The organism is Trichococcus palustris (assembly GCF_900114465.1).
Classification (GTDB): Bacteria; Bacillota; Bacilli; order Lactobacillales; family Aerococcaceae; genus Trichococcus; species Trichococcus palustris.
On sequence record NZ_FOTD01000008.1, the window covers coordinates 82,612 to 103,578 of the forward strand.

Sequence of the window (20,967 nt, forward strand, 5' to 3'; positions counted from 1 at the left end):
TAAAAATCGTTTCAGAAAAGAGGAAACTTTATTATGACAGAAAAGATCCGCGTACGTTATGCACCAAGTCCAACGGGACACCTGCACATCGGCAATGCCCGTACAGCATTATTCAATTATTTATTTGCCCGCCACAATGGCGGTGAATTCATTATCCGCATCGAGGACACGGACCAAAAACGGAATCTCGAGCACGGCGAAGAAAGCCAACTGCAAAACTTGGCGTGGTTAGGGATGGACTGGGATGAAGGTCCGGATAAACCCGGCACAGTAGGCCCTTACCGTCAATCCGAAAGAAAAGACATTTATGATCCGTTGGTCGACCAACTACTTCTTTCCAACCGCGCCTACAAGTGCTACTGCACCGAAGAAGAGTTGGAAACGGAACGCGAACAGCAAAGAGCACGTAACGAAATGCCTCACTACGGCGGCAAATGCTCTAACTTGACGCCTTCCCAACAAGCTGCGAAAGAAGCGGAAGGCTTGACGCCGGTTATCCGTTTCCGTGTGCCGATCGAAAACACCTACTCATTTGATGATATCGTAAAAGGGATCATCACTTTTGAAGCGAGCAGCGTGGGCGGAGACTACATCATCCGTAAACGTGACGGCTTCCCGACCTACAACTTTGCGGTTGCGGTGGATGACCATATGATGAAAATCACACACGTATTGCGCGGGGACGACCATATTGCGAACACACCGAAACAAATGATGATCTATGAAGCGTTCGGCTGGAAGATTCCAAAATTCGGACATATGACGCTGATCATCAACAGCGAAACCGGCAAAAAATTGAGCAAACGCGATGAATCGATCCTGCAATTCATCGAACAATATAAAGACTTGGGATACTTGCCTGAAGCGATGTTCAATTTCATCACGCTATTGGGCTGGTCTCCGGTCGGCGAAGATGAAATATTCAGCCAAGATGAACTGATCAAGATGTTCGATCCGGAACGCCTGAGCAAATCCCCGGCCGCTTTCGACCAAAAGAAATTGGAATGGATCAACAACCATTATATGAAAGCCGCTGATTTGGATACCATCGTTTCCTTAGCTGCGCCTCACTTGGTGGCTGCCGGCAAGTTGCCTGAAAATCCTACCGAGCCAGACCGCGAATATGCCAAGAAGCTGATCAGCCTGTACCATGAACAAATGAGCTACGCCGCTGAAATCGTTCCGCTATCCGAAATGTTCTTCGCCGCTGAAATCACATTGGATGACGAAGCAAAAGAAGTGATCGCTGCGGAAACGGCACCGATCGTATTGGCAGCCTTCAAAGAAAAATTGGTTGCCATCGAACCGTTTGAGGAAGCCGGCATTTTGGCTGCCATCAAAGAAGTCCAAAAAGAGACGAAAATCAAAGGCAAAAACCTGTACATGGCAATCCGCATCGCGGTCAGCGGTCAAATGCACGGTCCTGAAATCGGCAAAACGATTGAAGTTTTGGGCAGAGAAAAAAGTTTGGCCCATTTGAACAGCGTTTTAGAAAACTTGTAAGCCATCGAAAAAGATTTTACCAAAAATGAGCCTATTATATATATAATAGATGCATGATTCGAAAAGGAGCAGGAATGACTTGAATAGATTGCGTGAAACGATTCAAACCATCAAAGAAAATGATCCTGCTGCGAGGAGTACGTTAGAAGTTGTTCTGACGTACCCTGGACTGCATGCTATTATCATATATGATATCGCTCATTTTTTTTACAAGAAGAAGTGGTTCACTTTCAGCCGGGTCATTTCCCATATCGGCCGATTTTTGACGGGCGTTGAAATCCATCCGGGAGCAACAATCGGACGCAGGCTGTTCATTGACCATGGAATGGGGATCGTCATCGGTGAAACGGCCGAAGTTGGCGATGACGTCATGATTTATCACGGCGTCACTTTGGGCGGCACCGGCAAAGACAAGGGGAAACGCCACCCGACGATCGGGAATGGCGTATTGCTTTCCGCACATGTCCAGGTACTGGGGCCAATCACGATCGGCGACCATGCCAAAATCGGGGCATCGGCAGTTGTCGTTTCCGACATACCGCCGGATGTGACCGCGGTGGGAATCCCGGCGAAAATTGTACGTTACCACAAATTGACGGATGAAAAAGAGACACATGAAAAGAAAAAGTAGCCAGTGAAAAAGGACGGCCAGTCCTTTATGAGTGCTTGAAAGGAGAGAACGATGATAAAAATATACAACACCTTGACGCGCGAAAAGGAAACATTCCAACCGATAAAAGAAAAGCAGGTAAGCATGTACGTCTGTGGGCCGACCGTCTACAATTACATCCATATCGGCAACGCCCGCAGCACGGTGGCTTTCGATACGGTTCGCCGCTATTTCGAATACCGCGGATATGACGTAAACTTCGTATCCAATTTTACCGATGTGGACGACAAAATCATCCGCACCGCAAAAGAAATGGGCATATCGGCAAAAGAGGTTGCGGAGAAGTTCATTGCCGCCTTCTATGAAGACACCGCTGCGCTTCAAGTCGAAAAAGCGACACTGAACCCGCGTGTCATGGAAAATATCCCGGATATCATCGACTTCATCCGTGTGCTGATCGAAAAAGGCTACGCCTATGCGGCCGACGGCGATGTCTATTACCGCACGGACAAGTTCAAAGACTATGGTAAATTGAGCGATCAATCGATCAAAGATTTGATCGTCGGCGCGAGCGAACGGATGGACACGGAAGAGAACCTGAAAAAGGAAAACCCGTTGGACTTCGCCCTCTGGAAAGAAGCGAAGCCGGATGAAATCTCCTGGGAATCGCCATGGGGACCGGGTCGTCCGGGCTGGCATATCGAATGTTCCGTGATGGCCACCAAATATCTAGGCAATACCATCGACATCCACGGCGGCGGACATGATCTGGCCTTCCCGCATCATGAAAATGAAATCGCGCAGAGCGAAGCGAAAACAGGCCAAACATTTGCGCACTACTGGATGCACAACGGCTTCGTGACCATTGGCGAAGATGCCGAAAAGATGAGCAAATCGCTCGGTAACTTCGTGTTGGTGCATGACATCATCAAGCAGGTCGATCCGCAAGTATTGCGTTTCTTCCTGGCGACGGCCCATTACCGCAGACCCGTTAAGTTCAGCGAAAAAGCGGTCAATGAAGCCAAAATCAATTTGGATAAAATCAAAATCGCCTATCAGAATGCCCAATACCGGGAGCAGGATGCGGCAGTTTCCTTGCCGGAAGATGCCGAAAAATTGGCCATGTTCAACGATCTGAAACAAGAATTCATCGCCGAGATGGATGATGATTTCCAAGCGGACAATGCCATGACCATCGTCTACCAATATGCGAAAGAATTGAACATCTACGCAGAAGAAGAAACGGTTTCCGCAGCAGTCCTGAAGGAGGCGCTCGCCACATTCAAAGCACTGGTCGGCATATTCGGCATCGTGCTGGGGGAAGAAGCCTTGCTGGACGATGACATCCAAGCGTTGATCGATGAGAGAATGCAAGCAAGGAAAGATAAAAATTTCGCTCGCAGTGATGAAATCCGTGATTACTTGAAGGATCAAGGCATCATTTTGGATGACACATCACAGGGTACAAGATGGAGAAGAGCATAGTGACAGAAAAAGATTGGAACTTACTGAACGGCCTTGCCTTGGCTTACGTCGGGGATGCCGCCTATGAAGTATATATTAGAACCTATTTACTAGAAAAAGGATACACCAAACCAAACCAACTCCACCGCAGAGCGACGCATTTTGTTTCGGCAAAAGCGCAGGCGGTGCTGATGTACGCCATGATGGCAAAAGAGGGCTTTTTGTCCGAGGAAGAGCTGGGCATGTACAAACGCGGCCGCAACAGCAAGAGCCATACAATCGCCAAGAATGCGGACGTCACGACTTACCGCATCTCGACGGGATTCGAAGCGCTGTTGGGCTATCTCCATCTTTCCGGACAGATCGAACGAATGGAAGAGTTGATTCACTGGTGTATCCAAGAAGTCGAGGAAAATGACCATGAGAGATAAACCAAAGTATAATCCCAAAGACGCACGTCCAAAAGATACGCGCCGGGCACCGAAAAAAAGCAGACCGGAACGCGACAAGCGGGAGCCTGTAGAAAGCGAAACGCCGGAAAACGAAGACTTCGTCATCGGACGCCATCCGGTCTTGGAGATATTGAAGTCAGAACGCGACATCAATAAAATCTTCATCCAGGAAGGCTTGGGCGGAGAAAAAATCGGGGACATCATCCATTTGGCGAAGGAACGCAAAATCCAGATCCAATCCGTACCCAAATCAAAGTTGGATACGTTGTCCGACAATGCCGTCCACCAAGGTGTGATGGCCGCAACGGCCGCCTTCCAATATGCGACCTTGGATGACCTGTTCGCTGCGGCGGCCGCCAAAAATGAAGATCCTTTCTTCATCATTTTGGACAGCCTGGAAGATCCGCACAATCTGGGATCCGTTTTACGTACGGCTGACGCCAGCGGGGCGCACGGGGTCATCATCCCGAAACGCCGTGCTGTCGGCTTGACGTCCACCGTTGCGAAAGCTTCAACAGGAGCGATTGAACATGTGCCTGTTGTCCGTGTTACAAATTTAAATCGCACAATCGAAGAGTTAAAGGAACGAGGCGTCTGGATCTACGCGACGGATATGGCCGGACAGGATTACCGCAAATGGGATACGACCTTGCCGCTTGCCATCATCATCGGCAATGAAGGCAAAGGCATTTCCCGCCTGCTGAAGGAATCCGCGGACGGCCTGTTGACCATCCCGATGGTCGGCCACGTGCAGAGCCTGAACGCTGGGGTCGCCGCCGGATTGATGATGTATGAAGTATTCCGCGGCAGACACAAATAATCTTTTCTGACTTTTTCGATGAGGCGATGCAGAATAATCGAGGTGATGAGTCATCATTAAGAAAGAAATTCTAATCGTAGACGGCTACAACATGATAGGGGCTTGGCCGGAATTGGTTAAGCTGAAGAACCAGGATCTGATCGAAGAAGCGCGCGACCAGCTGCTGCAGACACTGTCCGACTTTCAAAGTTATGAGGGGAAAGAGGTCTGGTGCGTATTCGATGCGCAATTCGTACCCGGCATCACGAAGGAATATTCGAAATACCGGGTGAAGGTCATCTTCACTGCGCAAGGCGAGACCGCCGACACCTACATCGAAGGCGTCGTGAAGAAGCTGCACAACGTCATCACCGATGTCGCCGTCGCCACCAGCGATCTGGCCGAACAGCAGGTCGTCTTCGCAAGGGGCGCGGCGCGGCTATCCGCCAATGATCTGTATCAGGATATCAAACGTTCCAAAAAGGCGCTGGATTCCGAAAGCAAAGCCTACCGGAACCAACGCCAACGCGGTACCTGGAGCGAGGAACAGATGGCCATCCTGAAGGATATTTATAAGGATATGCTGGAATAAACATAGAACTTTAAAGGAAGCTCCGCATCTGCGGGGCTTTTTTTGGTGTAGCGATGATGAAAACGAGCGATAAATAAACCACAAATACTTGTAGATACATATAGAAGTATTTCCCGATTATTCAATCCATTCGTCACCCTGGTAGAAGTCATCAAGCCAACTGACTTCCATCTCGGAAAAGCCTTGCTCTTCCGAATCAAAAAAAAGGTGGGGTACTATTTTCGGTGTATCTTCTTTCTTTTGAGCTTGTCTGAAGACATCTACCTTAAACCATTTATCCTCATACAGAATCTGTACGTTTCGAATAGTCTCTAGGGTCACCCATCCTTCGCCAATAAGAATATCATTCTCCGCACGATAACCCTTAAAATGACCTACTACAGACTCTGTTTGACGTCCAAATCGATCCTTTTGGTTCAATTGAATCGATACAGGACGATTACTTCGTAAGGCTTCGGACAGCACCTTATCAATTGCCAAGGAACTCATTTGAGGAAGAACAGGGACAGCCTTCAGTGCTTCCTCATTTCCGGCAGCAATGGACTTCGTTAATTCGTCCATCGCATACGCTGTGACCCATTTGATCATGCCTCGGTCATGATAGTCGTTATAATCCTTAAAAACTTTATCCGTCCTGTTTCTTGCTTCTTTTAGCATTATCCTCACCTTCCTCCAAACCGGCCATCCCCCCAGCATGCCCGCCCACAAGCGAGCTTCTTGCTATCGCGCGGCCGCCTTCTAAAAGGCTGGCAGCCCTGACAATTGACGTGAAGCCATATTTTTTACGGATGACATCAACCATGTGATCCTTTTTTTGGTCTTTCACTTGCTCGTCGGGGTCTTGGAACAGATCGAGCTGAAGGGAATCTGTATACACCAGGTTGCCGGCACCAACGCCGATGTTTCGGATCGTTTGTCCGTCAAATTGATTATTGAAAAGCAGGAGTACATAGGCTGTCACTTCACTCGATGAATGAGTAGGGGGGATTTTCATTTGCTGATGGAACCCTGTACGACCATAGCGATCAATAAAGCCGATGCTGTAGCCGATACTCAAACTGATGACTTGCGCCTTAGCGCCTGCTCTTCGCAGGCGGGTCGCAACTTGATCGGCCATTTCCATCAGGACAATCTCGATTTCTGACCTTAAAACATAATCTTTATTAAGCACTTGCGAATTGCCGATTGATTTGGAACTTACCTTGACCTTTTCTCCGAGGAAGCTGCGATCAATGCCCCAGGAATGGGCATAAAGCTGAGCGCCCATAACACCGAGCTTACTCTTTAAGTAATAGTAATCGGCATGCGCCAAGTCATGAATGGAGAATATCCCTAAACGGTTCAGCCTTTGCTTTGTTTTTTTTCCAATGCCCCAAAAGTCCGTCATTTCGGGGATTTTCCAAATCGTTTCGAGGACATCCTGGTAACGCCATTCGGCTATCATATCCGGTTGATGCTTGGCTGCATTATCAAGCGCTAATTTCGCCATCAAAGGGTTGTCCCCAATGCCGATAGTCGTGTAAATGCCTGTTTCTTTTAATACGTCAGCTTGAATGAGTTTGGCTATTTCATAGGCGGTTTTATGCCCGAAAAGCTTCAGCGAGCCCGTTACATCAACAAAGCTCTCGTCAACCGAATAAACATGATGATTCGATTCATCTGCATAGCTCTTATAGATATTGTTGATTTCAGTATTTTTTAGCATGTACAGCTTCATTTGCGGCGCAGCAATCACTAAATCGGCAGGGTAGGGGAACGGTAAATCCCTCGCCCTGCTAATGTTAGAGATACCATAGGCTTTTTTAGCTGCTGGCGAAGAAGCCAAAATCAGACCGCTGCCACGTTCCTTGGGATCATCGGAAGGGTAACTCATGACAACTAATTTCGTTTCAAGCGGATGTAGCCCTCTTTTCACACATTCCACGCTCGCATAAAAGGACTTACAGTCGATACAAAGAATATCCCTGCTGGCTTCTTTCGAATAATCAAAGATTAATTTTGTTTCATACATAAAAATCGTCTCCAATCTCTATGTATCCATTATACGAACGTATGTTTGTTTTTGTAAAGCGAACACTATAAGTTTTAATAAATAAAGGAGAAATTTCGAACGGATTTTTGCCCCATCGATAAGTTTATGAGGATCATTTGCGTATTTATTAGGTAGAAAGGTAGTGTGATAGTCACGTCAGCGGAAGCATTTCGCTTTGGAAGAATGGCTGAGAAATAATGAGCAGCAAACGGAAGAAGAGTAAGAGATGCCTTAACATTAAGCCCAATTGTGAAGGGGGTCTACCCACTAAAAAAATTTAAAATTGGCTTAAAATATTTTGTTTTTAACTTTATTTCGCACCCTAGTAATATTTATTGATTAAGACATTTTATACAAAATGGCTACAAAAATTTTATTGATCATAATAAGTTAAAACAGCAGGTCGTCTTCGCAAGGGGAACGGCTATCCGCCAATGATTTGTATCAGGATATTAAACATTCCAAAAAACGCTGGATTCCGAGAGCAAAAGCTACCGGAACCAACGCGAACGCGGCACTTGGAGTGAGGGGCAGATGTCTATATTGGAGGATACCCCGAGGGATGTCTCAGAATAAGGACAGTTGAAAAGCGGAAGCTCCGCATTTGCGTTTTTTCGACTTTATTAATATCGAGACAAAAAAAGTAATAATATAGTTGACGTAAGATATTTTTCATTTATAATATAAAATATGTAGCGGATTGTTACATAAAAATATAGCTTTTGGGGGAGATATAATGGAAGAAAATGAGACAATATTGTTGCGCGCTCCGGAGGAATTGGTCGGTTTGATCAAAGAAGGTGAAACCGTATACTTCGAGGAATTGTTTACAAGATTTTTGCCGCTGGTCAAAAAAATGAATGCCAAGTATTATTTGCGCTTCATGGAGCAAGACGACTTTTGGCAAGAAGCGAGAATTGTCCTGCACAAAGCAGTCGTTGCCTATGATCCGGAAAAAGGGTTGCAGTTCTCCGGATTCTTCAAACTGATGCTTGAGCATCATGTGTATAGTTTGATCCGCAAGGAAACTGCTTTGAAAAGAAAGATCGACAAGGGTGCGGTATCGTTGGATCAGTTGATGGAAAATGAAGCGGGAAGTCATGCGAACCGAGCGATCAACGGCAGCACTATGCATCAGGTGTCGCCGGAAGACGTTGTGCAAGTCAGGGAAAGTGCGACCGGTTATTTTGATGGCCTATCCCGTTTCGAGCAGGATGTTTTCCGCCTCTATCTTTTGGGTAAGGAATTCCCGATGATTGCGGAAGAGTTGGATTGCGAAATGACGCAGATCAAAAATGCGTTCGATCGTTGTAAACAAAAAATGAAGCGCTTACTAAATTGATTTTTCCGAAGGACCTCTGTCACTATTTTGTGGCGGACGGTTTTTTCTTTGTCCGGCCGGCTCATTTTTTTATTCTGTGCCGAAATATGCTACACTTTGGATACGAATACAAAGAAGCAGGGAAGCGGATATGAATAAGAATAAACGGTTGATTTATATAGCATTGTTGGCTGCCCAAGGGGTGGTCATCACCTTATTGGAACGGTCCATCCCTTTCCCCTTCGCTTTTGCGCCGGGTGCGAAATTGGGGTTGGCGAATATGATTACGCTGTTGGCCATTTTTACCTTGCCGTACAAGGACAGCTTCAAGGTGGTCTGGATGCGGCTGTTGATTGCGACCTTATTGGGCGGGACCTTGTCGACATTTATGTACAGTTTTGCCGGGGCCTTCCTAAGCTATGGGGGCATGCTGCTGGTCCGCTTGCTGGGTCCGAAGAGGGTCAGCATGATCGGCATCAGCGCGGCGGGGGGCATTTTGCATAACGTCGGTCAGTTGCTGGTGGCCAGCCTGATCGCCGGCTCCTTCAGCGTCATGCTGTATCTGCCTATTTTGGCATTGACGGGTATCTTTTCAGGGGTAGCGGTCGGAGTGGCAGCGAACTACCTGTTGGAACACGTCACGACGATCAAAAAATTCCAGAGCGAAGAAGCCGGAAAAAACAAGCTCGCGGCTGAGTGGTACCAGGCTTCGCTGGTCTATGAGAACGAGAACAGCGGGCTGTAAGGTTTCATGGATTTTACGAAGGCGCAAGCCTTCTTTTTTGTCCATGTGATAAAAAAAACAAGCGTTTATTTGCACAATAAACCGTGCGGATTTCCTTTGCGGAGAACGGAATCGTTTCCTTAGACAATTATTCACAAATATATTACACTTAGTAAGAACCGTTTATTTAAAATAAGTCAACAAACGTATAGAGACCAATAGCTGAAGGTTTTGTCGGCGATCATGCGTTGGACATAAAAGGGGAAGTACAGATGGATAAAAAGCATATCGTAGTGGTCGGGGCGGGTTTCGCCGGCGTGGCGGCAACGAAAAAATTAGCTAAGCATTTCAGGAACGATAAAAATGTCCTGATTACGTTGATAGACCGGCATTCTTATCAAACCTACATGACGGAATTGCATGAAGTGGCGGCCGGCCGCGTTGCTCCGGATGCCATTCAGTATGATTTGCAGCGGCTGTTTTGCAATAATAAAAATGTGGATATCGTAACCGATGAAGTCAGGAATGTAGACCGTAAGGCGAAAATCATCACAACGATTGGCGGCAGCTTCCCTTATGACTATCTGATTCTGGCCATGGGCGGGGAACCGAATACGTTCAATGTACCGGGTGTCGACGAACATGCCTTCACGATGTGGTCCTGGGAGGATGCGAACAAAATCCGCCGTCATATCCAGGATACGGTCGAGGCCGCTTCGAACGAGCATGATAAGGAAAAACGCAAGGGGATGCTGACAGCGGTCGTCAGCGGGGCCGGCTTCACGGGTGTGGAATTGGTCGGCGAACTGATGGAATGGAAAGAACGGCTGGCCAAAGACAACAAGTTGGATCCGTCTGAATTCAGCCTGTATTTGGTGGAAGCCGCCCCGATCATTTTAGGCGTCGTGACCGAGAGGGAACAAAAGAAAGCTGAAAAATACATGCTCAAGCAAGGCATCCAGATCATCAAAGGCAACGGGGTCGCGAAAGTGGAGAAGGACTTCGTTCAATTGGCGGACGGAACGGTCATCCCGACGCAGACATTGATCTGGACAGCTGGCGTCAAGGCCAATTCGGACACAGCGGCATATGGTATCGAGCGAGCGAAGGCCGGCCGTTTGGTCGCCAATAAATATATGGAAGCAAAGGATTCCGAAGGCGTCTACCTGGCCGGGGATTTGGTCTACTATGAAGAACCGGACAAAGACAATGCGCCGGTTCCGCAGATCGTGCAGTCCGCTGAGCAGACAGGGCATACCGCAGCCGCGAACATCATCGCAGCCATCGAGGGGACGGAAAAGACCGAACACAAGGGGATCTACCAAGGATTCATGATTTCCATCGGCTCCCGTTATGGCGTGGCCTATTTGATGGACAAGATTCACCTGAGCGGTTTCTTGGCGATGCTGGTCAAACATATGGTGAACCTCTTCTATTTCCTGACCATCGGCTCCGGCTATTATTTTGTGAAATACATCTACCATGAATTCTTCCATATCAAGGACAAACGGAATATCTTCCGCGGGCATCTTTCCAGATTGGGGAATGTTTTATGGGTCTTGCCGTTGCGCGTCTTCTATGGAAGCATGTGGACGTGGGAAGCGCTCAAGAAGATCTTTGGCTTGTACGGAACCACTTCCTGGTTCGGGAATGAGATTGTCCTGCCGTTTTCCTGGCTGAAGGAGGCCACAACGGGCGCATCGCAAGCGGTAGTGCCGACTGCAGCAACGGCTGCCCATCCGGTCTTCGGCCTCAGCTATGCCTACGGTGAAGAACCGATGATGATCTTCAAACAGGCGCCGGAATGGTTCAACAGCATCATGAAGGTGATGATCCCGAACCCGGAAGTCGCTTTATTCTTCCAGAAATTCATGACCGTCGTTGAATTGTTGATTGGCTTGGCGATCATCGCCGGATTGTTTACCTTCCTGGCGAACGCCGCGACCATTGCTTTGGTCATCTCCTTCTCGTTATCCGGTATGTTCTATTGGGTGAATATGTGGTTCATCCCGGTGGCTATCGCCCTAATGAATGGTTCCGGGAGAGCCTTTGGGTTGGATTATTACGTGATGCCGTGGATCCAGAAGAAGCTGGATGCGTGGTGGTACGGAAAGACGAAATCGATTTACGAGCCGGGAATCGGAAAATAATAGGATGGTAACAGGGTTAAGGTGGGGAGGCCTGCCTTATCCCTTTTCTTTTAGGGAAGGGATGCGACTGCAACATGAAAAAATATCTTAGGATGCTTCGGAAAGGGGATCTGATCATCATCTTATTTTTGATGGTGGGCTCGTTCTTTCCGCTGGGCATCTTTACCTATCAGCAGGCCAATGCGGAAAATAGGGAGAGGATCGCCGTTGTCAGCGTAGACGGGAAAGCCGTAAAGGAGTTTGCCTTACGCGATGATGGCAAGACTGAGACCTATGTTTGTGTTGATGGCCACGGACACGAGAATACGATTGTGAGAGAAGGCTCCGTCATCTACATGGATTCGGCGGATTGCAAAGACCAATTGTGCGTGCGCATGGGCGCGAAATCGAAGGCAGGGGAAACGATACTATGCCTGCCGAATCGTGTTTTGATTGAAGTAAAAGCAAGTCCGGATACGCAGACAGATGAAAATGCCCTTGATATCATATCCTAAAAAACGGCACAAAAAGAATAGAATGGGGGGATCGCTATATGAAAATCCATCCGATGTGGGATGATCACCCAACGATACAATCCGAATTGATTGCAACCAATCATCTGATCGAAAAGAATATAACCATTAAGAACCCAGCTGTCAGGGAAGAGATACTCAAACGGCTGTTGTCGGGGGGGAAGATGTTGCGCCCGGCTTACAGCCTGTTGTTTTCTTATTATGCTGATGAGCGGGATGCAGAGAGGGCTCGGGCGATTGCGGCGGCCATCGAGGTGCTGCATACGGCGACGTTGATGCACGATGATGTGATCGATCAAGCGGCCGTGCGCAGGGGGCAAACGACCATGAATGCTGCCTTCAGCAATCAAGTTGCCGTCTATACGGGGGATTATCTATTCACCGTCTGCTTTCGCTTATTATCCCTTTATGCTAAGGATGCTGCGGTCCTGAAAATCGATACGACGGGCATGGAGGATATCCTGATCGGCGAATTGAACCAGATGGATATGCGCTATGACCCGAATATGAAAATGCGCCATTATCTGAAACAGATCCAAGGGAAGACGGCGCAACTATTTGCGCTCAGCTGTTATGCAGGTGCCTATAAAGCGGATTCGGACAATAAGCTGGCGCATCTGGCCTACAGGATCGGGCATAATATCGGAATGGCTTTTCAGGTCAGGGACGATATATTGGATTACACCCAAGACCCATCCGTATTGGGCAAGCCAAGCATGAGCGATTTCAGGAACGGCATCTATACAGCGCCCTTGTTATATGCCATGCAGGCGAACCGCAAGGTATTCGAACCTTATATTGCCAGGGAAGACGCCATCTTGGAACGGGAACTGACAGAAGTGCATGGGTTGGTTTCGCAATACGGAGGCATTGAGCTGGCCCAAGGGTTGGCGGAGAAATACACCCTGAAAGCCCTTAAGCTCATCAGGCAACTGCCCGAACACCCCGTTAAGGAAACGTTAAAGCGATTAACTGAGCAATTGTTGCTGCGGGAAATGTAGCTGAAAGAATCAGGTTGTATTTTGTTTATCAGGGGAATAAACCTCTGAACAGCATGGTTTGGAAGGGTTTTCCGCAAATGGAGGGATATCGTTTGGATAAATATGTTGCAAATGTTATGATATATAATGTAGTTGGATATTGAAACTTTGTGATTGGAGTCACATATCTTGCTGCCATAAATCGACAGAGGACAAGGTGGGATAGATGATGGAATTAAGAAAAGTGTTATCTACAGCGACAATGGTGCTTGCATCAACTTTTGTATTGGCTGCTTGCGGCGGTTCGAATACGAATACAGCGGCAAGCGACGCAGCATCAACAGCATCTTCAGTGGCAAGCGACGTAGCATCAGTGGCATCTTCAGTAGCTGAAGGCGGTCTGAAAGACGGTACCTATGGGATAGTCGAAAAGAACTTTGATACACGCGGGTGGAAGACAGAATTTTCGATCACCGTCGTTGGCGGGAAAATCACTGCATCGACATACGAGAACGTCAACGAAGCGGGCGCAAAGAAATCCGAGGATGCAGACTATGAGGCAAACATGAAAGCGAAAACCGGTACAGGCCCTATGGAGTACTTTGCAGCTTTGAACAGCCAATTGGTTGAAAAGCAGGATCCGGCAGCGGTGGAAGTCGTGACGGGCGCTACGAATTCTTCGAATACATTTAAACAATATGCTCAACAATTGGTCGATGCGGCAAAAACCGGTAAAACCGGAACAGTCGAAATCGATAATGTAGTAGAGGAATAGCTTTGCGGTTCTGCAATCGTTAAGCGGTTTGATGAATTTTATATAGAAAATAATGATAATAGACAGGTAGGGACAGCGTTCTTGTTCCTGCCTGTTTTTTTCAAAAAAATATGGGGTGGTTTTTGGATGAGGGGATCAAAAAAATATTACGGATTTATCAGTTCCATCATGTGCCTGCTTGTTTTCATGCTGTTGAGCGGATGCGGCAATCAGGGGGGGACGGCAAGCGGGACAGCAGCAATAAGGAAGGAACCCTATGAGAAAACAGCTTTCTTGATGGGCACATATGTCACCGTGCGCATCTATGATGAAGGGAAAGAGGCGGCTTTGGAAAAGGCGTTCAACCGCGTCGAAGAATTGGCGGATAAAGTGACGGTGAACGAACCAGGATCAGAAATTGACGCAGTGAATCAGGCTGCGGGGATCGAGGCAATCCCCCTTTCGGAGGATGTCTACACGTTAGTGAAAAGCGCTTCTGAATACAGCAAACTGTCCAAGGGGGAGTTTGATTTTGCGATCGGTCCGATCACCGAATTGTGGCATATTGGGTTTGACGATGCCAGGAAGCCGGAACAGAGTGAAATCGATGCTGTGTTGCCTTTGGTCGACTATGAGAAGGTTGTCCTGGATGATGTAAACCGGACCGTTTTCCTTACGGAAGAGGGCATGAGGTTGGATCTGGGCGCCATCGCGAAAGGCTACATCACGGATGAAGTGAAGGAATTGCTGGATGCGGAAGGCGTGACGACTGCCATCATCGATCTGGGTGGGAATGTCTATGTGATGGGCGGTTCGCCTTTGCGGGACGGGGAGTCCTGGAATGTAGGCATCCAAGATCCGTTGGCTGCGCGCGGGGAGACCATCGGGAAGACCAAGCAAAAGAACCGTTCCATCGTGACTTCGGGGATTTACGAGCGCTACATCGAAGTGGACGGCGTAACCTATCATCATCTGATGAACCCGACAACAGGCTATCCATTTGACAATGAGATTGCGGGCGTCTCAATCATCTCGGACAAATCGATTGATGGCGACGCCTTGTCCACGCTTGTTTTCGGGTTGGGTGTTGAGGCCGGTTTGGACTACGTCAACAGCCGTGAGGACATCGAAGCGGTTTTCGTTACGAAAGATAAGAAGGTCTATGTATCAGATGGGCTGAAAAATAATTTTGAACTGACGAATGAAGATTATGTTTGGGAAAATGAGGAGGGGTGATGCGGATGAGTATACCTGTATTTTTAGAATTTGTGGAAATCAAAACCAAGTTGGCTAGCCTTTTCCCCTTTGTGCTAGGAACGCTTTTTACGATTTATCATTTCGGAAGCTTTGATGGATTGAATACAGCACTTTTTTTTGTGGCCATGGTCGTATTCGACATGGCCACAACAGCCATCAACAATACGATGGATTATATTAAGGCTAAGAATGTGATGTACAGGGAGGAAGAAAACATTCTCGGAAAGGCGAATATATCCGTCAAAAAGGCAGCAACGATTATCGTGGCCATGATTTCTTTGGCTGCTTTGGTGGGCGTTTTTCTGGCGTATCGTACCAATCTGTTGCTGTTGTTCATCGGAGCGGCTTGTTTTCTGATCGGTATTTTGTATACGTTTGGACCTTTTCCGATTTCGAGGATGCCATTGGGGGAAGTGGCATCCGGGTTGACGATGGGATTCGGCATCTTTTTCATCGCTGTTTTTGTGAATGTTCCTGCCGATACGCTCGCGAGTCTGCTGATTCGGCTGCCGCTCTTTACGATCAACGGCAATATTGTCAATCTCTTGATTGTGGGGCTGCAATCGCTGCCTTTGGTTTTTACCATCGCCAACATCATGCTTGCGAATAATTTGTGCGACTATGAAACGGATCTGTCCAATCACCGTTATACCTTGACCTTCTACATCGGTAAACCGATCGCCATTCGCTTGTACGCTTGGTTGTACTATGGCGCCTTCGCCGCTACGACAGCATCCGTTCTATTAGGGGTCTATCCGTTGTGGCTGCTGCTTATTTGGTTGGTTTTCCCCACCATTAATCAGAATATCGCCCGATTCAAAGCGAAGCAAGATAAGGCGACCACTTTCAATTTAGCGATCAAGAATCTGGTTCTCTATCATGGGATGGAGATTGTCTTGCTGGTTCTTTCGCTCATCTTGAAATGATGTCCATTCGCTGTGGTGTTCCTGAGGATGAGGTTTTTCTGAAGGAGATGACCTGTCAGGCGATTTATTTGCCTAGAAAGATATTGGAAGAGCCCGCTAAATTGCCTTCCAAAGAAGACTATTATGGTCTGCTTGCAACCATGGAAGCGTATGAAGGCGTGGAAGAAATAATTGCAGTGGATAAATAGCGCGTTTGAAGGGCTCCGGGAATAAAAATTCCGGGGCCTTTTGATATATTCAGAATGGATCAACGCGAAATGACCGCCAGGAGCCTAAGCAAAGAAAATGTTTGACAGAAAGAGATTCGCACTCTAATATTAACTGCGTAGTGTACACAAAATGAGAAAAGTAAGGTGAGCGACAAAATGGCACAAAGGAAAACTGCATTGGCCTGCACTGTATGTGGATCGAGAAACTATACCATCACACCTTCTGAAAAAGGTCGCACAGAGCGTTTAGAAGTTAAGAAATTTTGCCGGTACTGCGGTAAGCATACCTTGCATAAAGAAACGAAATAACGAAACTGGCAACATATAGTAGGAGGGTAAACATGAAATTTCTGAAAAGCGTAGTTGATGAAATGAAGCAAGTTACTTGGCCAACTGGTAAAGAGTTAACAAAATATACAAATACTGTAATCGTCACTTCCGTCTTATTCGGTATCTTCTTTGCCGTTGTGGATTTCGGAATCAGCGGAACCATGAATTTATTTTTAAAATAAAATAAGAATTGTGGCAATGCAGTCTTTGTGATGCTATAATGTTAACGCCGTATAGAAGAAACCTTTCAAGTGGAAGGTTTTTTTATTTACAAGAAAATAGACCGAAATCAAATCTAAATTAGGAAAGAAGATGCAAAAATGGAAACAATTGAACATGAAAAACAATGGTATGTCCTGCACACGTACTCCGGCTACGAGAACAAAGTCAAGATGAACATCGAGTCCAGAGCGCAAAGCATGAATATGGAAGATCATATTTTCCGCGTCGTCATTCCGGAAGAAGAACAAGTGGAGATCAAGGACGGGAAAGAGAAAGCGACAACGCAAAAAACATTCCCGGGATATGTATTGGTCGAAATGATCATGTCCGATGAAGCGTGGTATGTAGTCCGTAATACGCCGGGCGTAACAGGATTCGTAGGGTCGCATGGTGCGGGGAGCAAACCGGTACCGTTGCTGCAGGAAGAGATTGAAGTAATCTTGAAACGCATGGGCATGAGCACGCGCACGCATGACGTTGAATTCGAAAAAGGCGAACCTGTAACCATCATCGATGGTGCGTTCAACGGCCTATCCGGATTTGTCGAAGAGGTTGACAGCGAAAGAAGCAAGCTGAAAGTGCTTATCGAAATGTTCGGCCGCGAAACGATTGCGGAACTTGATTATGGTCAAGTGGAAAAAGGCTAAAAGCCCCCGACAAAAGGGATTTTGGTTATTTTGAAAAAAAGCTTAAAAATTCATTGCGTCTGAATGGACGTTCTGTTATACTGTATCGGTACGTTTATGCGTATGTATTGAGTGGGAGGGGAAATCTTAACCCCATTAAACCACATCACGAACAATCAAGGAGGTATGTCTCGTGGCTAAAAAAGTTGTCAAATTAGTTAAGTTACAAATTCCTGCAGGTAAAGCATCTCCTGCTCCACCGGTAGGTCCAGCTTTAGGTCAAGCACAAGTAAACATCATGGGATTCTGTAAAGAATTCAATGCGCGTACAGCTGACCAAGCAGGTATGATCATTCCCGTTGTTATCTCTGTATATGAAGATCGTTCATTCACCTTCATTACAAAAACTCCTCCAGCTCCAGTATTATTGAAAAAAGCTGCAGGTATCGAATCAGGTTCAGGCGAACCGAACAAGAAAAAAGTTGGTAGCGTAACGCGTGACCAAGTTAAAGAAATCGCTGAAACAAAAATGACAGACTTAAATGCAGCAGACGTAGAAGCTGCTATGCGTATGGTCGAAGGTACTGCACGTTCTATGGGTATTACAGTCCAAGACTAACTCAAAATGCAGCTTCTCATGCGGTCGCGCAAACGGACAGTCGCTACATTAAAATAGCATTGTCATTCTGATGACCCGCAGCATCCATGCTGCGGGGAGCAGACGTTGGTTCGCTCGCAAGTGGGAGGTTATTCCGTTAAAACCACAATCTAGGAGGAAAATTCATGGCTAAGAAAAGTAAAAAATTCCAAGATGCTGCTAAAAAAGTTGAATCTGCTAAAGCATATTCAGTAGAAGAAGCAATTGCATTAGTGAAAGAAATTGATTTTGCAAAATTCGATGCAACTGTTGAAGTTGCTTACCGTTTAGGTATCGACACTCGTAAAAATGACCAACAAATCCGTGGCGCTGTAGTATTGCCAAACGGAACTGGTAAAACACAAAGAGTATTGGTGTTCGCTAAAGGCGAAAAAGCTAAAGAAGCTTTGGCTGCTGGAGCAGACTACGCAGGCGATACTGATTTAGTTCAAAAAATCCAAGGCGGATGGTTTGACTTCGATGTTATCGTTGCAACTCCTGACATGATGGGTGAAGTTGGTCGTCTAGGTCGCGTATTGGGACCTAAAGGCTTGATGCCAAACCCTAAAACAGGCACAGTTACAATGGACGTAACAAAAGCTATTGAAGAAATCAAAGCTGGTAAAGTTACATACCGTGCTGAAAAAGCTGGTATCATCCATGTTCCTATCGGAAAAGTTTCATTCGATGACGAAAAATTATTGGAAAACTTCCGTACAATCCACGATACAATCGTAAAAGCAAAACCAGCTACAGCTAAAGGTCAATACGTTAAAAACATCAGCGTAACGACTACATTTGGCCCTGGCGTTAAAGTAGACGCACACAGCTTATAAAAAAACCTTGACTTGGACGGTTGTCGTTGGTATAATCGTCTAGGTTAATATATGTCTTACCGTAGACAGCAGGTGACGCAAGTCTTAATCATGCCTGCCGAGGAAGAATCCAGTTTATGTTTTATGGATCCTCTATGTCTAGGCGACATAGAGTTTTTTGTTTTTTAAACAAGAAATTCTATAAAAAAATCCAGGAGGTGAAATATAAGATGAGTGAAACTGCTATTGCTCAAAAACAACTTTTAGTTAACGATCTTACTGCAAAAATCAAAGAATCTGCTTCTGTAGTCGTTGTTGATTACCTAGGTCTAACTGTTGAACAGGTGACTGAATTAAGAAAACAATTGCGTGAAGCTGGCGTGGAAATGAAAGTTATCAAAAACTCTCTAATGGTACGCGCTGCTGTAGCTGCAGGCTTAGAAGGTATGGAAGATATCTTCAAAGGACCTACTGCTGTAGCATTCAGTTCTGAAGATGTTGTAGCACCAGCTAAAATCATGGCTGAATTTGCTAAAACTGCAGAAAAACTAGAAATCAAAGGTGGTATCATCGAAGGCAAGGTTGCTTCTAAAGAAGAAATCAACGCTTTGGCAACACTACCAAACCGCGAAGGTATGCTTTCTATGTTACTTTCAGTATTACAAGCTCCAGTCCGCAACTTTGCGTTGGCTATCAAAGCTGTATCTGATAAAAACGGCGAAGCTGCATAATCTGCAAGCTGGCTGATCTATGAAACAAGGGCTTTTCCCATCGGGAAAGCACCAAAAAAACTTAAACCAAAAACGGAGGAACACAAAATGTCATTAAACATCGAAGCAATCATTGCTGACATCAAAGTAGCAACAGTTTTAGAATTAAACGACTTAGTAAAAGCTATCGAAGAAGAATTCGGCGTAACAGCTGCAGCTCCAGTAGCAGCAGCAGGTGCAGTAGCAGCAGCAGAAGAAGAACAAACTGAATTCAACGTTGAATTAACTTCAGCTGGAGATTCAAAAATCAAAGTAATCAAAGTTGTACGTGAAGCTACAGGCCTAGGCTTGAAAGAAGCTAAAGCATTAGTTGACGGCGCTCCTGGCGTTATCAAAGAAGCTATATCTAAAGAAGATGCAGAAGCATTGAAAACTCAATTAGAAGAAGTTGGCGCTTCTGTAACAATCAAATAATCTTTTTTCGAAAAGATTATTTTTACAGAAACACAGTTCTGAATTGTGTAAATAATGGAGCCAGGATAAGCAATTATCCTGGCTTTTATTATAGGTTTCACGATTCGCCGATTGCAACGGGAGTATGAGACTTTCGTCGGAAGGGATGGAAATCATGTCAAACCATTACTATACAAAAAATCCGGAAGCTGCAAGCAAAGAAACTTCCTGGACCTATCGTTTGAAAAACAAAGAGTTTCGTTTCATCTCCGATAGCGGTGTTTTTTCAAAGAATACAATCGACTTTGGATCGCGCTTGTTGATCGAAACTTTTCAATTGGCTGAAGACGTAAAAGGGGATATCCTGGATGTCGGTTGCGGATACGGGCCGATGGGGCTGGCTGCAGCTTATGCGTATCCGGAACGGCAAGTTGAAATGGTGGATGTGAACGAGAGGGCTTTGTCTTTGGCGCGCAGAAATGCCGAAGTGAACAACATTCACAATGTGAAAATTTATGAATCCAGCACCTATGATCGCGTGGAAACTGGTAAGCAATTTGCGGCAATCATCAGCAACCCGCCAATCCGAGCCGGAAAACAAATCGTGCATCGCATTCTCTCGGAAGCCTATCCACACCTTGTACCGGGCGGGACCCTTACGGTTGTCATCCAAAAGAAACAAGGCGCACCTAGTGCCGAAAAGAAGATGCTGGAAGTATTCGGGAATGTTGAAGTGATCGTACGCGATAAAGGATATTGGATTATCCGATCTGTAAAAGCCTGATTGTTTCATAAGGCCGAAAGATAAAAGCGGCCTGAAGGAAATACAGGGAAATGCCTGTTGACAGATTAATTCGAAGTGTGTAGAATAGTAAGGTAATATAGACGC

At 46.3% G+C, this 20,967-nt stretch carries 25 protein-coding genes and 1 other annotated feature; of the genes, 23 read left to right on the plus strand and 2 right to left on the minus strand.

Annotated elements, in window-relative coordinates:
• The first annotated feature begins 33 nt into the window (after nt 1-33).
• The 6 genes from gltX (at nt 34) to BM101_RS07200 (ending at nt 5,420) form a co-directional block, all read left to right on the plus strand.
• Nucleotides 34-1,503, plus strand: a complete 1,470-nt coding sequence (gene gltX, locus BM101_RS07175; RefSeq protein ID WP_087034070.1) for a glutamate--tRNA ligase — start codon at nt 34-36, stop codon at nt 1,501-1,503.
• Nucleotides 1,504-1,582: 79 nt separating this feature from the next.
• Complete coding sequence (gene epsC, locus BM101_RS07180) at nt 1,583-2,134, plus strand: serine O-acetyltransferase EpsC (protein ID WP_218149898.1); 552 nt, start codon at nt 1,583-1,585, stop codon at nt 2,132-2,134.
• A gap of 51 nt (nt 2,135-2,185) precedes the next feature.
• Nucleotides 2,186-3,598 carry a cysteine--tRNA ligase gene (cysS, locus tag BM101_RS07185; RefSeq protein WP_087034072.1) on the plus strand — a complete coding sequence of 471 codons (1,413 nt, stop codon included), beginning with the start codon at nt 2,186-2,188 and terminating at the stop codon, nt 3,596-3,598.
• Nucleotides 3,583-4,008: a Mini-ribonuclease 3 gene (locus tag BM101_RS07190; RefSeq protein WP_087034073.1), complete on the plus strand. Its 426-nt coding sequence runs from the start codon at nt 3,583-3,585 to the stop codon at nt 4,006-4,008. The genes cysS and BM101_RS07190 overlap by 16 nt, the downstream gene beginning before the upstream one ends.
• Entirely contained in the window at nt 3,992-4,849 is an 858-nt protein-coding gene (gene rlmB / locus BM101_RS07195; RefSeq protein ID WP_087034074.1) for a 23S rRNA (guanosine(2251)-2'-O)-methyltransferase RlmB, read from the plus strand. Before BM101_RS07190 ends, rlmB begins: the two co-directional genes overlap by 17 nt.
• A gap of 55 nt (nt 4,850-4,904) precedes the next feature.
• Nucleotides 4,905-5,420 (plus strand): NYN domain-containing protein, encoded by a 516-nt coding sequence (locus BM101_RS07200; protein ID WP_087034075.1) that lies wholly within the window; start codon nt 4,905-4,907, stop codon nt 5,418-5,420.
• 117 nt (nt 5,421-5,537) lie between these two features.
• Here BM101_RS07200 and BM101_RS07205 read toward each other — a convergent pair whose 3' ends face one another.
• Nucleotides 5,538-6,077, minus strand: coding sequence for a hypothetical protein (locus tag BM101_RS07205; RefSeq protein WP_087034076.1), 540 nt, complete (start codon nt 6,075-6,077; stop codon nt 5,538-5,540).
• A complete protein-coding gene (locus BM101_RS07210; RefSeq protein WP_087034077.1) occupies nt 6,046-7,431 on the minus strand; it encodes a Y-family DNA polymerase in 1,386 nt (461 codons plus the stop codon). Before BM101_RS07210 ends, BM101_RS07205 begins: the two co-directional genes overlap by 32 nt.
• Nucleotides 7,432-8,188: 757 nt before the next feature.
• Between BM101_RS07210 and BM101_RS07215 the strand changes: the two genes are divergently transcribed.
• The 17 genes from BM101_RS07215 to BM101_RS07295 all read left to right on the plus strand — a co-directional run bounded on the left by BM101_RS07215 (nt 8,189) and on the right by BM101_RS07295 (nt 20,862).
• Nucleotides 8,189-8,794, plus strand: a complete 606-nt coding sequence (locus BM101_RS07215; RefSeq protein WP_087034078.1) for a sigma-70 family RNA polymerase sigma factor — start codon at nt 8,189-8,191, stop codon at nt 8,792-8,794.
• Between the two features lie 130 nt (nt 8,795-8,924).
• Nucleotides 8,925-9,518, plus strand: coding sequence for a Gx transporter family protein (locus BM101_RS07220; RefSeq protein ID WP_087034079.1), 594 nt, complete (start codon nt 8,925-8,927; stop codon nt 9,516-9,518).
• Nucleotides 9,519-9,769: 251 nt separating this feature from the next.
• On the plus strand, nt 9,770-11,647 hold the full coding sequence (locus BM101_RS07225; protein WP_087034080.1) for an NAD(P)/FAD-dependent oxidoreductase: 1,878 nt from the start codon (nt 9,770-9,772) through the stop codon (nt 11,645-11,647).
• Nucleotides 11,648-11,721: 74 nt separating this feature from the next.
• Nucleotides 11,722-12,141 carry a NusG domain II-containing protein gene (locus BM101_RS07230; protein ID WP_087034081.1) on the plus strand — a complete coding sequence of 140 codons (420 nt, stop codon included), beginning with the start codon at nt 11,722-11,724 and terminating at the stop codon, nt 12,139-12,141.
• Between the two features lie 38 nt (nt 12,142-12,179).
• The gene (locus tag BM101_RS07235; protein ID WP_087034082.1) at nt 12,180-13,160 is read left to right on the plus strand and encodes a polyprenyl synthetase family protein; all 981 of its coding nucleotides are present in this window, start codon (nt 12,180-12,182) and stop codon (nt 13,158-13,160) included.
• A gap of 205 nt (nt 13,161-13,365) precedes the next feature.
• Entirely contained in the window at nt 13,366-13,914 is a 549-nt protein-coding gene (locus BM101_RS07240) for an FMN-binding protein (RefSeq protein WP_245825827.1), read from the plus strand.
• 126 nt (nt 13,915-14,040) lie between these two features.
• Nucleotides 14,041-15,129, plus strand: coding sequence for an FAD:protein FMN transferase (locus BM101_RS07245; RefSeq protein WP_409373496.1), 1,089 nt, complete (start codon nt 14,041-14,043; stop codon nt 15,127-15,129).
• Nucleotides 15,130-15,134: 5 nt separating this feature from the next.
• Nucleotides 15,135-16,076 (plus strand): 1,4-dihydroxy-2-naphthoate polyprenyltransferase, encoded by a 942-nt coding sequence (gene menA / locus BM101_RS07250; RefSeq protein ID WP_087034084.1) that lies wholly within the window; start codon nt 15,135-15,137, stop codon nt 16,074-16,076.
• A 47-nt stretch (nt 16,077-16,123) separates the two neighbouring features.
• Entirely contained in the window at nt 16,124-16,264 is a 141-nt protein-coding gene (locus tag BM101_RS14245; protein WP_218149899.1) for a hypothetical protein, read from the plus strand.
• Between the two features lie 177 nt (nt 16,265-16,441).
• Nucleotides 16,442-16,594, plus strand: coding sequence for a 50S ribosomal protein L33 (gene rpmG / locus BM101_RS07260; RefSeq protein WP_087034086.1), 153 nt, complete (start codon nt 16,442-16,444; stop codon nt 16,592-16,594).
• 32 nt (nt 16,595-16,626) lie between these two features.
• Nucleotides 16,627-16,797 carry a preprotein translocase subunit SecE gene (gene secE / locus BM101_RS07265; RefSeq protein WP_087034087.1) on the plus strand — a complete coding sequence of 57 codons (171 nt, stop codon included), beginning with the start codon at nt 16,627-16,629 and terminating at the stop codon, nt 16,795-16,797.
• Nucleotides 16,798-16,935: 138 nt separating this feature from the next.
• Nucleotides 16,936-17,484, plus strand: a complete 549-nt coding sequence (gene nusG / locus BM101_RS07270; RefSeq protein ID WP_087034088.1) for a transcription termination/antitermination protein NusG — start codon at nt 16,936-16,938, stop codon at nt 17,482-17,484.
• 172 nt (nt 17,485-17,656) lie between these two features.
• Nucleotides 17,657-18,082, plus strand: coding sequence for a 50S ribosomal protein L11 (rplK, locus tag BM101_RS07275; RefSeq protein ID WP_143084440.1), 426 nt, complete (start codon nt 17,657-17,659; stop codon nt 18,080-18,082).
• Nucleotides 18,083-18,246: 164 nt separating this feature from the next.
• Nucleotides 18,247-18,936: a 50S ribosomal protein L1 gene (gene rplA, locus BM101_RS07280; protein ID WP_087034090.1), complete on the plus strand. Its 690-nt coding sequence runs from the start codon at nt 18,247-18,249 to the stop codon at nt 18,934-18,936.
• 41 nt (nt 18,937-18,977) lie between these two features.
• Nucleotides 18,978-19,105: a sequence feature (ribosomal protein L10 leader region), on the plus strand.
• A 40-nt stretch (nt 19,106-19,145) separates the two neighbouring features.
• Nucleotides 19,146-19,646, plus strand: a complete 501-nt coding sequence (gene rplJ, locus BM101_RS07285) for a 50S ribosomal protein L10 (protein WP_087034104.1) — start codon at nt 19,146-19,148, stop codon at nt 19,644-19,646.
• 87 nt (nt 19,647-19,733) lie between these two features.
• Nucleotides 19,734-20,099, plus strand: coding sequence for a 50S ribosomal protein L7/L12 (gene rplL, locus BM101_RS07290; protein WP_087034091.1), 366 nt, complete (start codon nt 19,734-19,736; stop codon nt 20,097-20,099).
• A gap of 154 nt (nt 20,100-20,253) precedes the next feature.
• A complete protein-coding gene (locus BM101_RS07295; RefSeq protein WP_087034092.1) occupies nt 20,254-20,862 on the plus strand; it encodes a class I SAM-dependent methyltransferase in 609 nt (202 codons plus the stop codon).
• Nucleotides 20,863-20,967: the final 105 nt, after the last annotated feature.

Excerpts from the sequence above, each read along its gene's own strand:
- gltX (WP_087034070.1), top strand. The coding sequence starts at position 34 with ATGACAGAAAAGATCCGCGTACGTTATGCACCAAGTCCAACGGGACAC.
- cysS (WP_087034072.1), top strand. The coding sequence starts at position 2,186 with ATGATAAAAATATACAACACCTTGACGCGCGAAAAGGAAACATTCCAA.
- BM101_RS07190 (WP_087034073.1), top strand. The coding sequence starts at position 3,583 with ATGGAGAAGAGCATAGTGACAGAAAAAGATTGGAACTTACTGAACGGC.
- rlmB (WP_087034074.1), top strand. The coding sequence starts at position 3,992 with ATGACCATGAGAGATAAACCAAAGTATAATCCCAAAGACGCACGTCCA.
- BM101_RS07205 (WP_087034076.1), bottom strand. The coding sequence starts at position 6,077 with ATGCTAAAAGAAGCAAGAAACAGGACGGATAAAGTTTTTAAGGATTAT.
- BM101_RS07210 (WP_087034077.1), bottom strand. The coding sequence starts at position 7,431 with ATGTATGAAACAAAATTAATCTTTGATTATTCGAAAGAAGCCAGCAGG.
- BM101_RS07215 (WP_087034078.1), top strand. The coding sequence starts at position 8,189 with ATGGAAGAAAATGAGACAATATTGTTGCGCGCTCCGGAGGAATTGGTC.
- BM101_RS07220 (WP_087034079.1), top strand. The coding sequence starts at position 8,925 with ATGAATAAGAATAAACGGTTGATTTATATAGCATTGTTGGCTGCCCAA.
- BM101_RS07225 (WP_087034080.1), top strand. The coding sequence starts at position 9,770 with ATGGATAAAAAGCATATCGTAGTGGTCGGGGCGGGTTTCGCCGGCGTG.
- BM101_RS07230 (WP_087034081.1), top strand. The coding sequence starts at position 11,722 with ATGAAAAAATATCTTAGGATGCTTCGGAAAGGGGATCTGATCATCATC.
- BM101_RS07235 (WP_087034082.1), top strand. The coding sequence starts at position 12,180 with ATGAAAATCCATCCGATGTGGGATGATCACCCAACGATACAATCCGAA.
- BM101_RS07240 (WP_245825827.1), top strand. The coding sequence starts at position 13,366 with ATGATGGAATTAAGAAAAGTGTTATCTACAGCGACAATGGTGCTTGCA.
- BM101_RS07245 (WP_409373496.1), top strand. The coding sequence starts at position 14,041 with ATGAGGGGATCAAAAAAATATTACGGATTTATCAGTTCCATCATGTGC.
- menA (WP_087034084.1), top strand. The coding sequence starts at position 15,135 with ATGAGTATACCTGTATTTTTAGAATTTGTGGAAATCAAAACCAAGTTG.
- BM101_RS14245 (WP_218149899.1), top strand. The coding sequence starts at position 16,124 with ATGACCTGTCAGGCGATTTATTTGCCTAGAAAGATATTGGAAGAGCCC.
- rpmG (WP_087034086.1), top strand. The coding sequence starts at position 16,442 with ATGGCACAAAGGAAAACTGCATTGGCCTGCACTGTATGTGGATCGAGA.
- secE (WP_087034087.1), top strand. The coding sequence starts at position 16,627 with ATGAAATTTCTGAAAAGCGTAGTTGATGAAATGAAGCAAGTTACTTGG.
- nusG (WP_087034088.1), top strand. The coding sequence starts at position 16,936 with ATGGAAACAATTGAACATGAAAAACAATGGTATGTCCTGCACACGTAC.
- rplA (WP_087034090.1), top strand. The coding sequence starts at position 18,247 with ATGGCTAAGAAAAGTAAAAAATTCCAAGATGCTGCTAAAAAAGTTGAA.
- rplJ (WP_087034104.1), top strand. The coding sequence starts at position 19,146 with ATGAGTGAAACTGCTATTGCTCAAAAACAACTTTTAGTTAACGATCTT.
- rplL (WP_087034091.1), top strand. The coding sequence starts at position 19,734 with ATGTCATTAAACATCGAAGCAATCATTGCTGACATCAAAGTAGCAACA.
- BM101_RS07295 (WP_087034092.1), top strand. The coding sequence starts at position 20,254 with ATGTCAAACCATTACTATACAAAAAATCCGGAAGCTGCAAGCAAAGAA.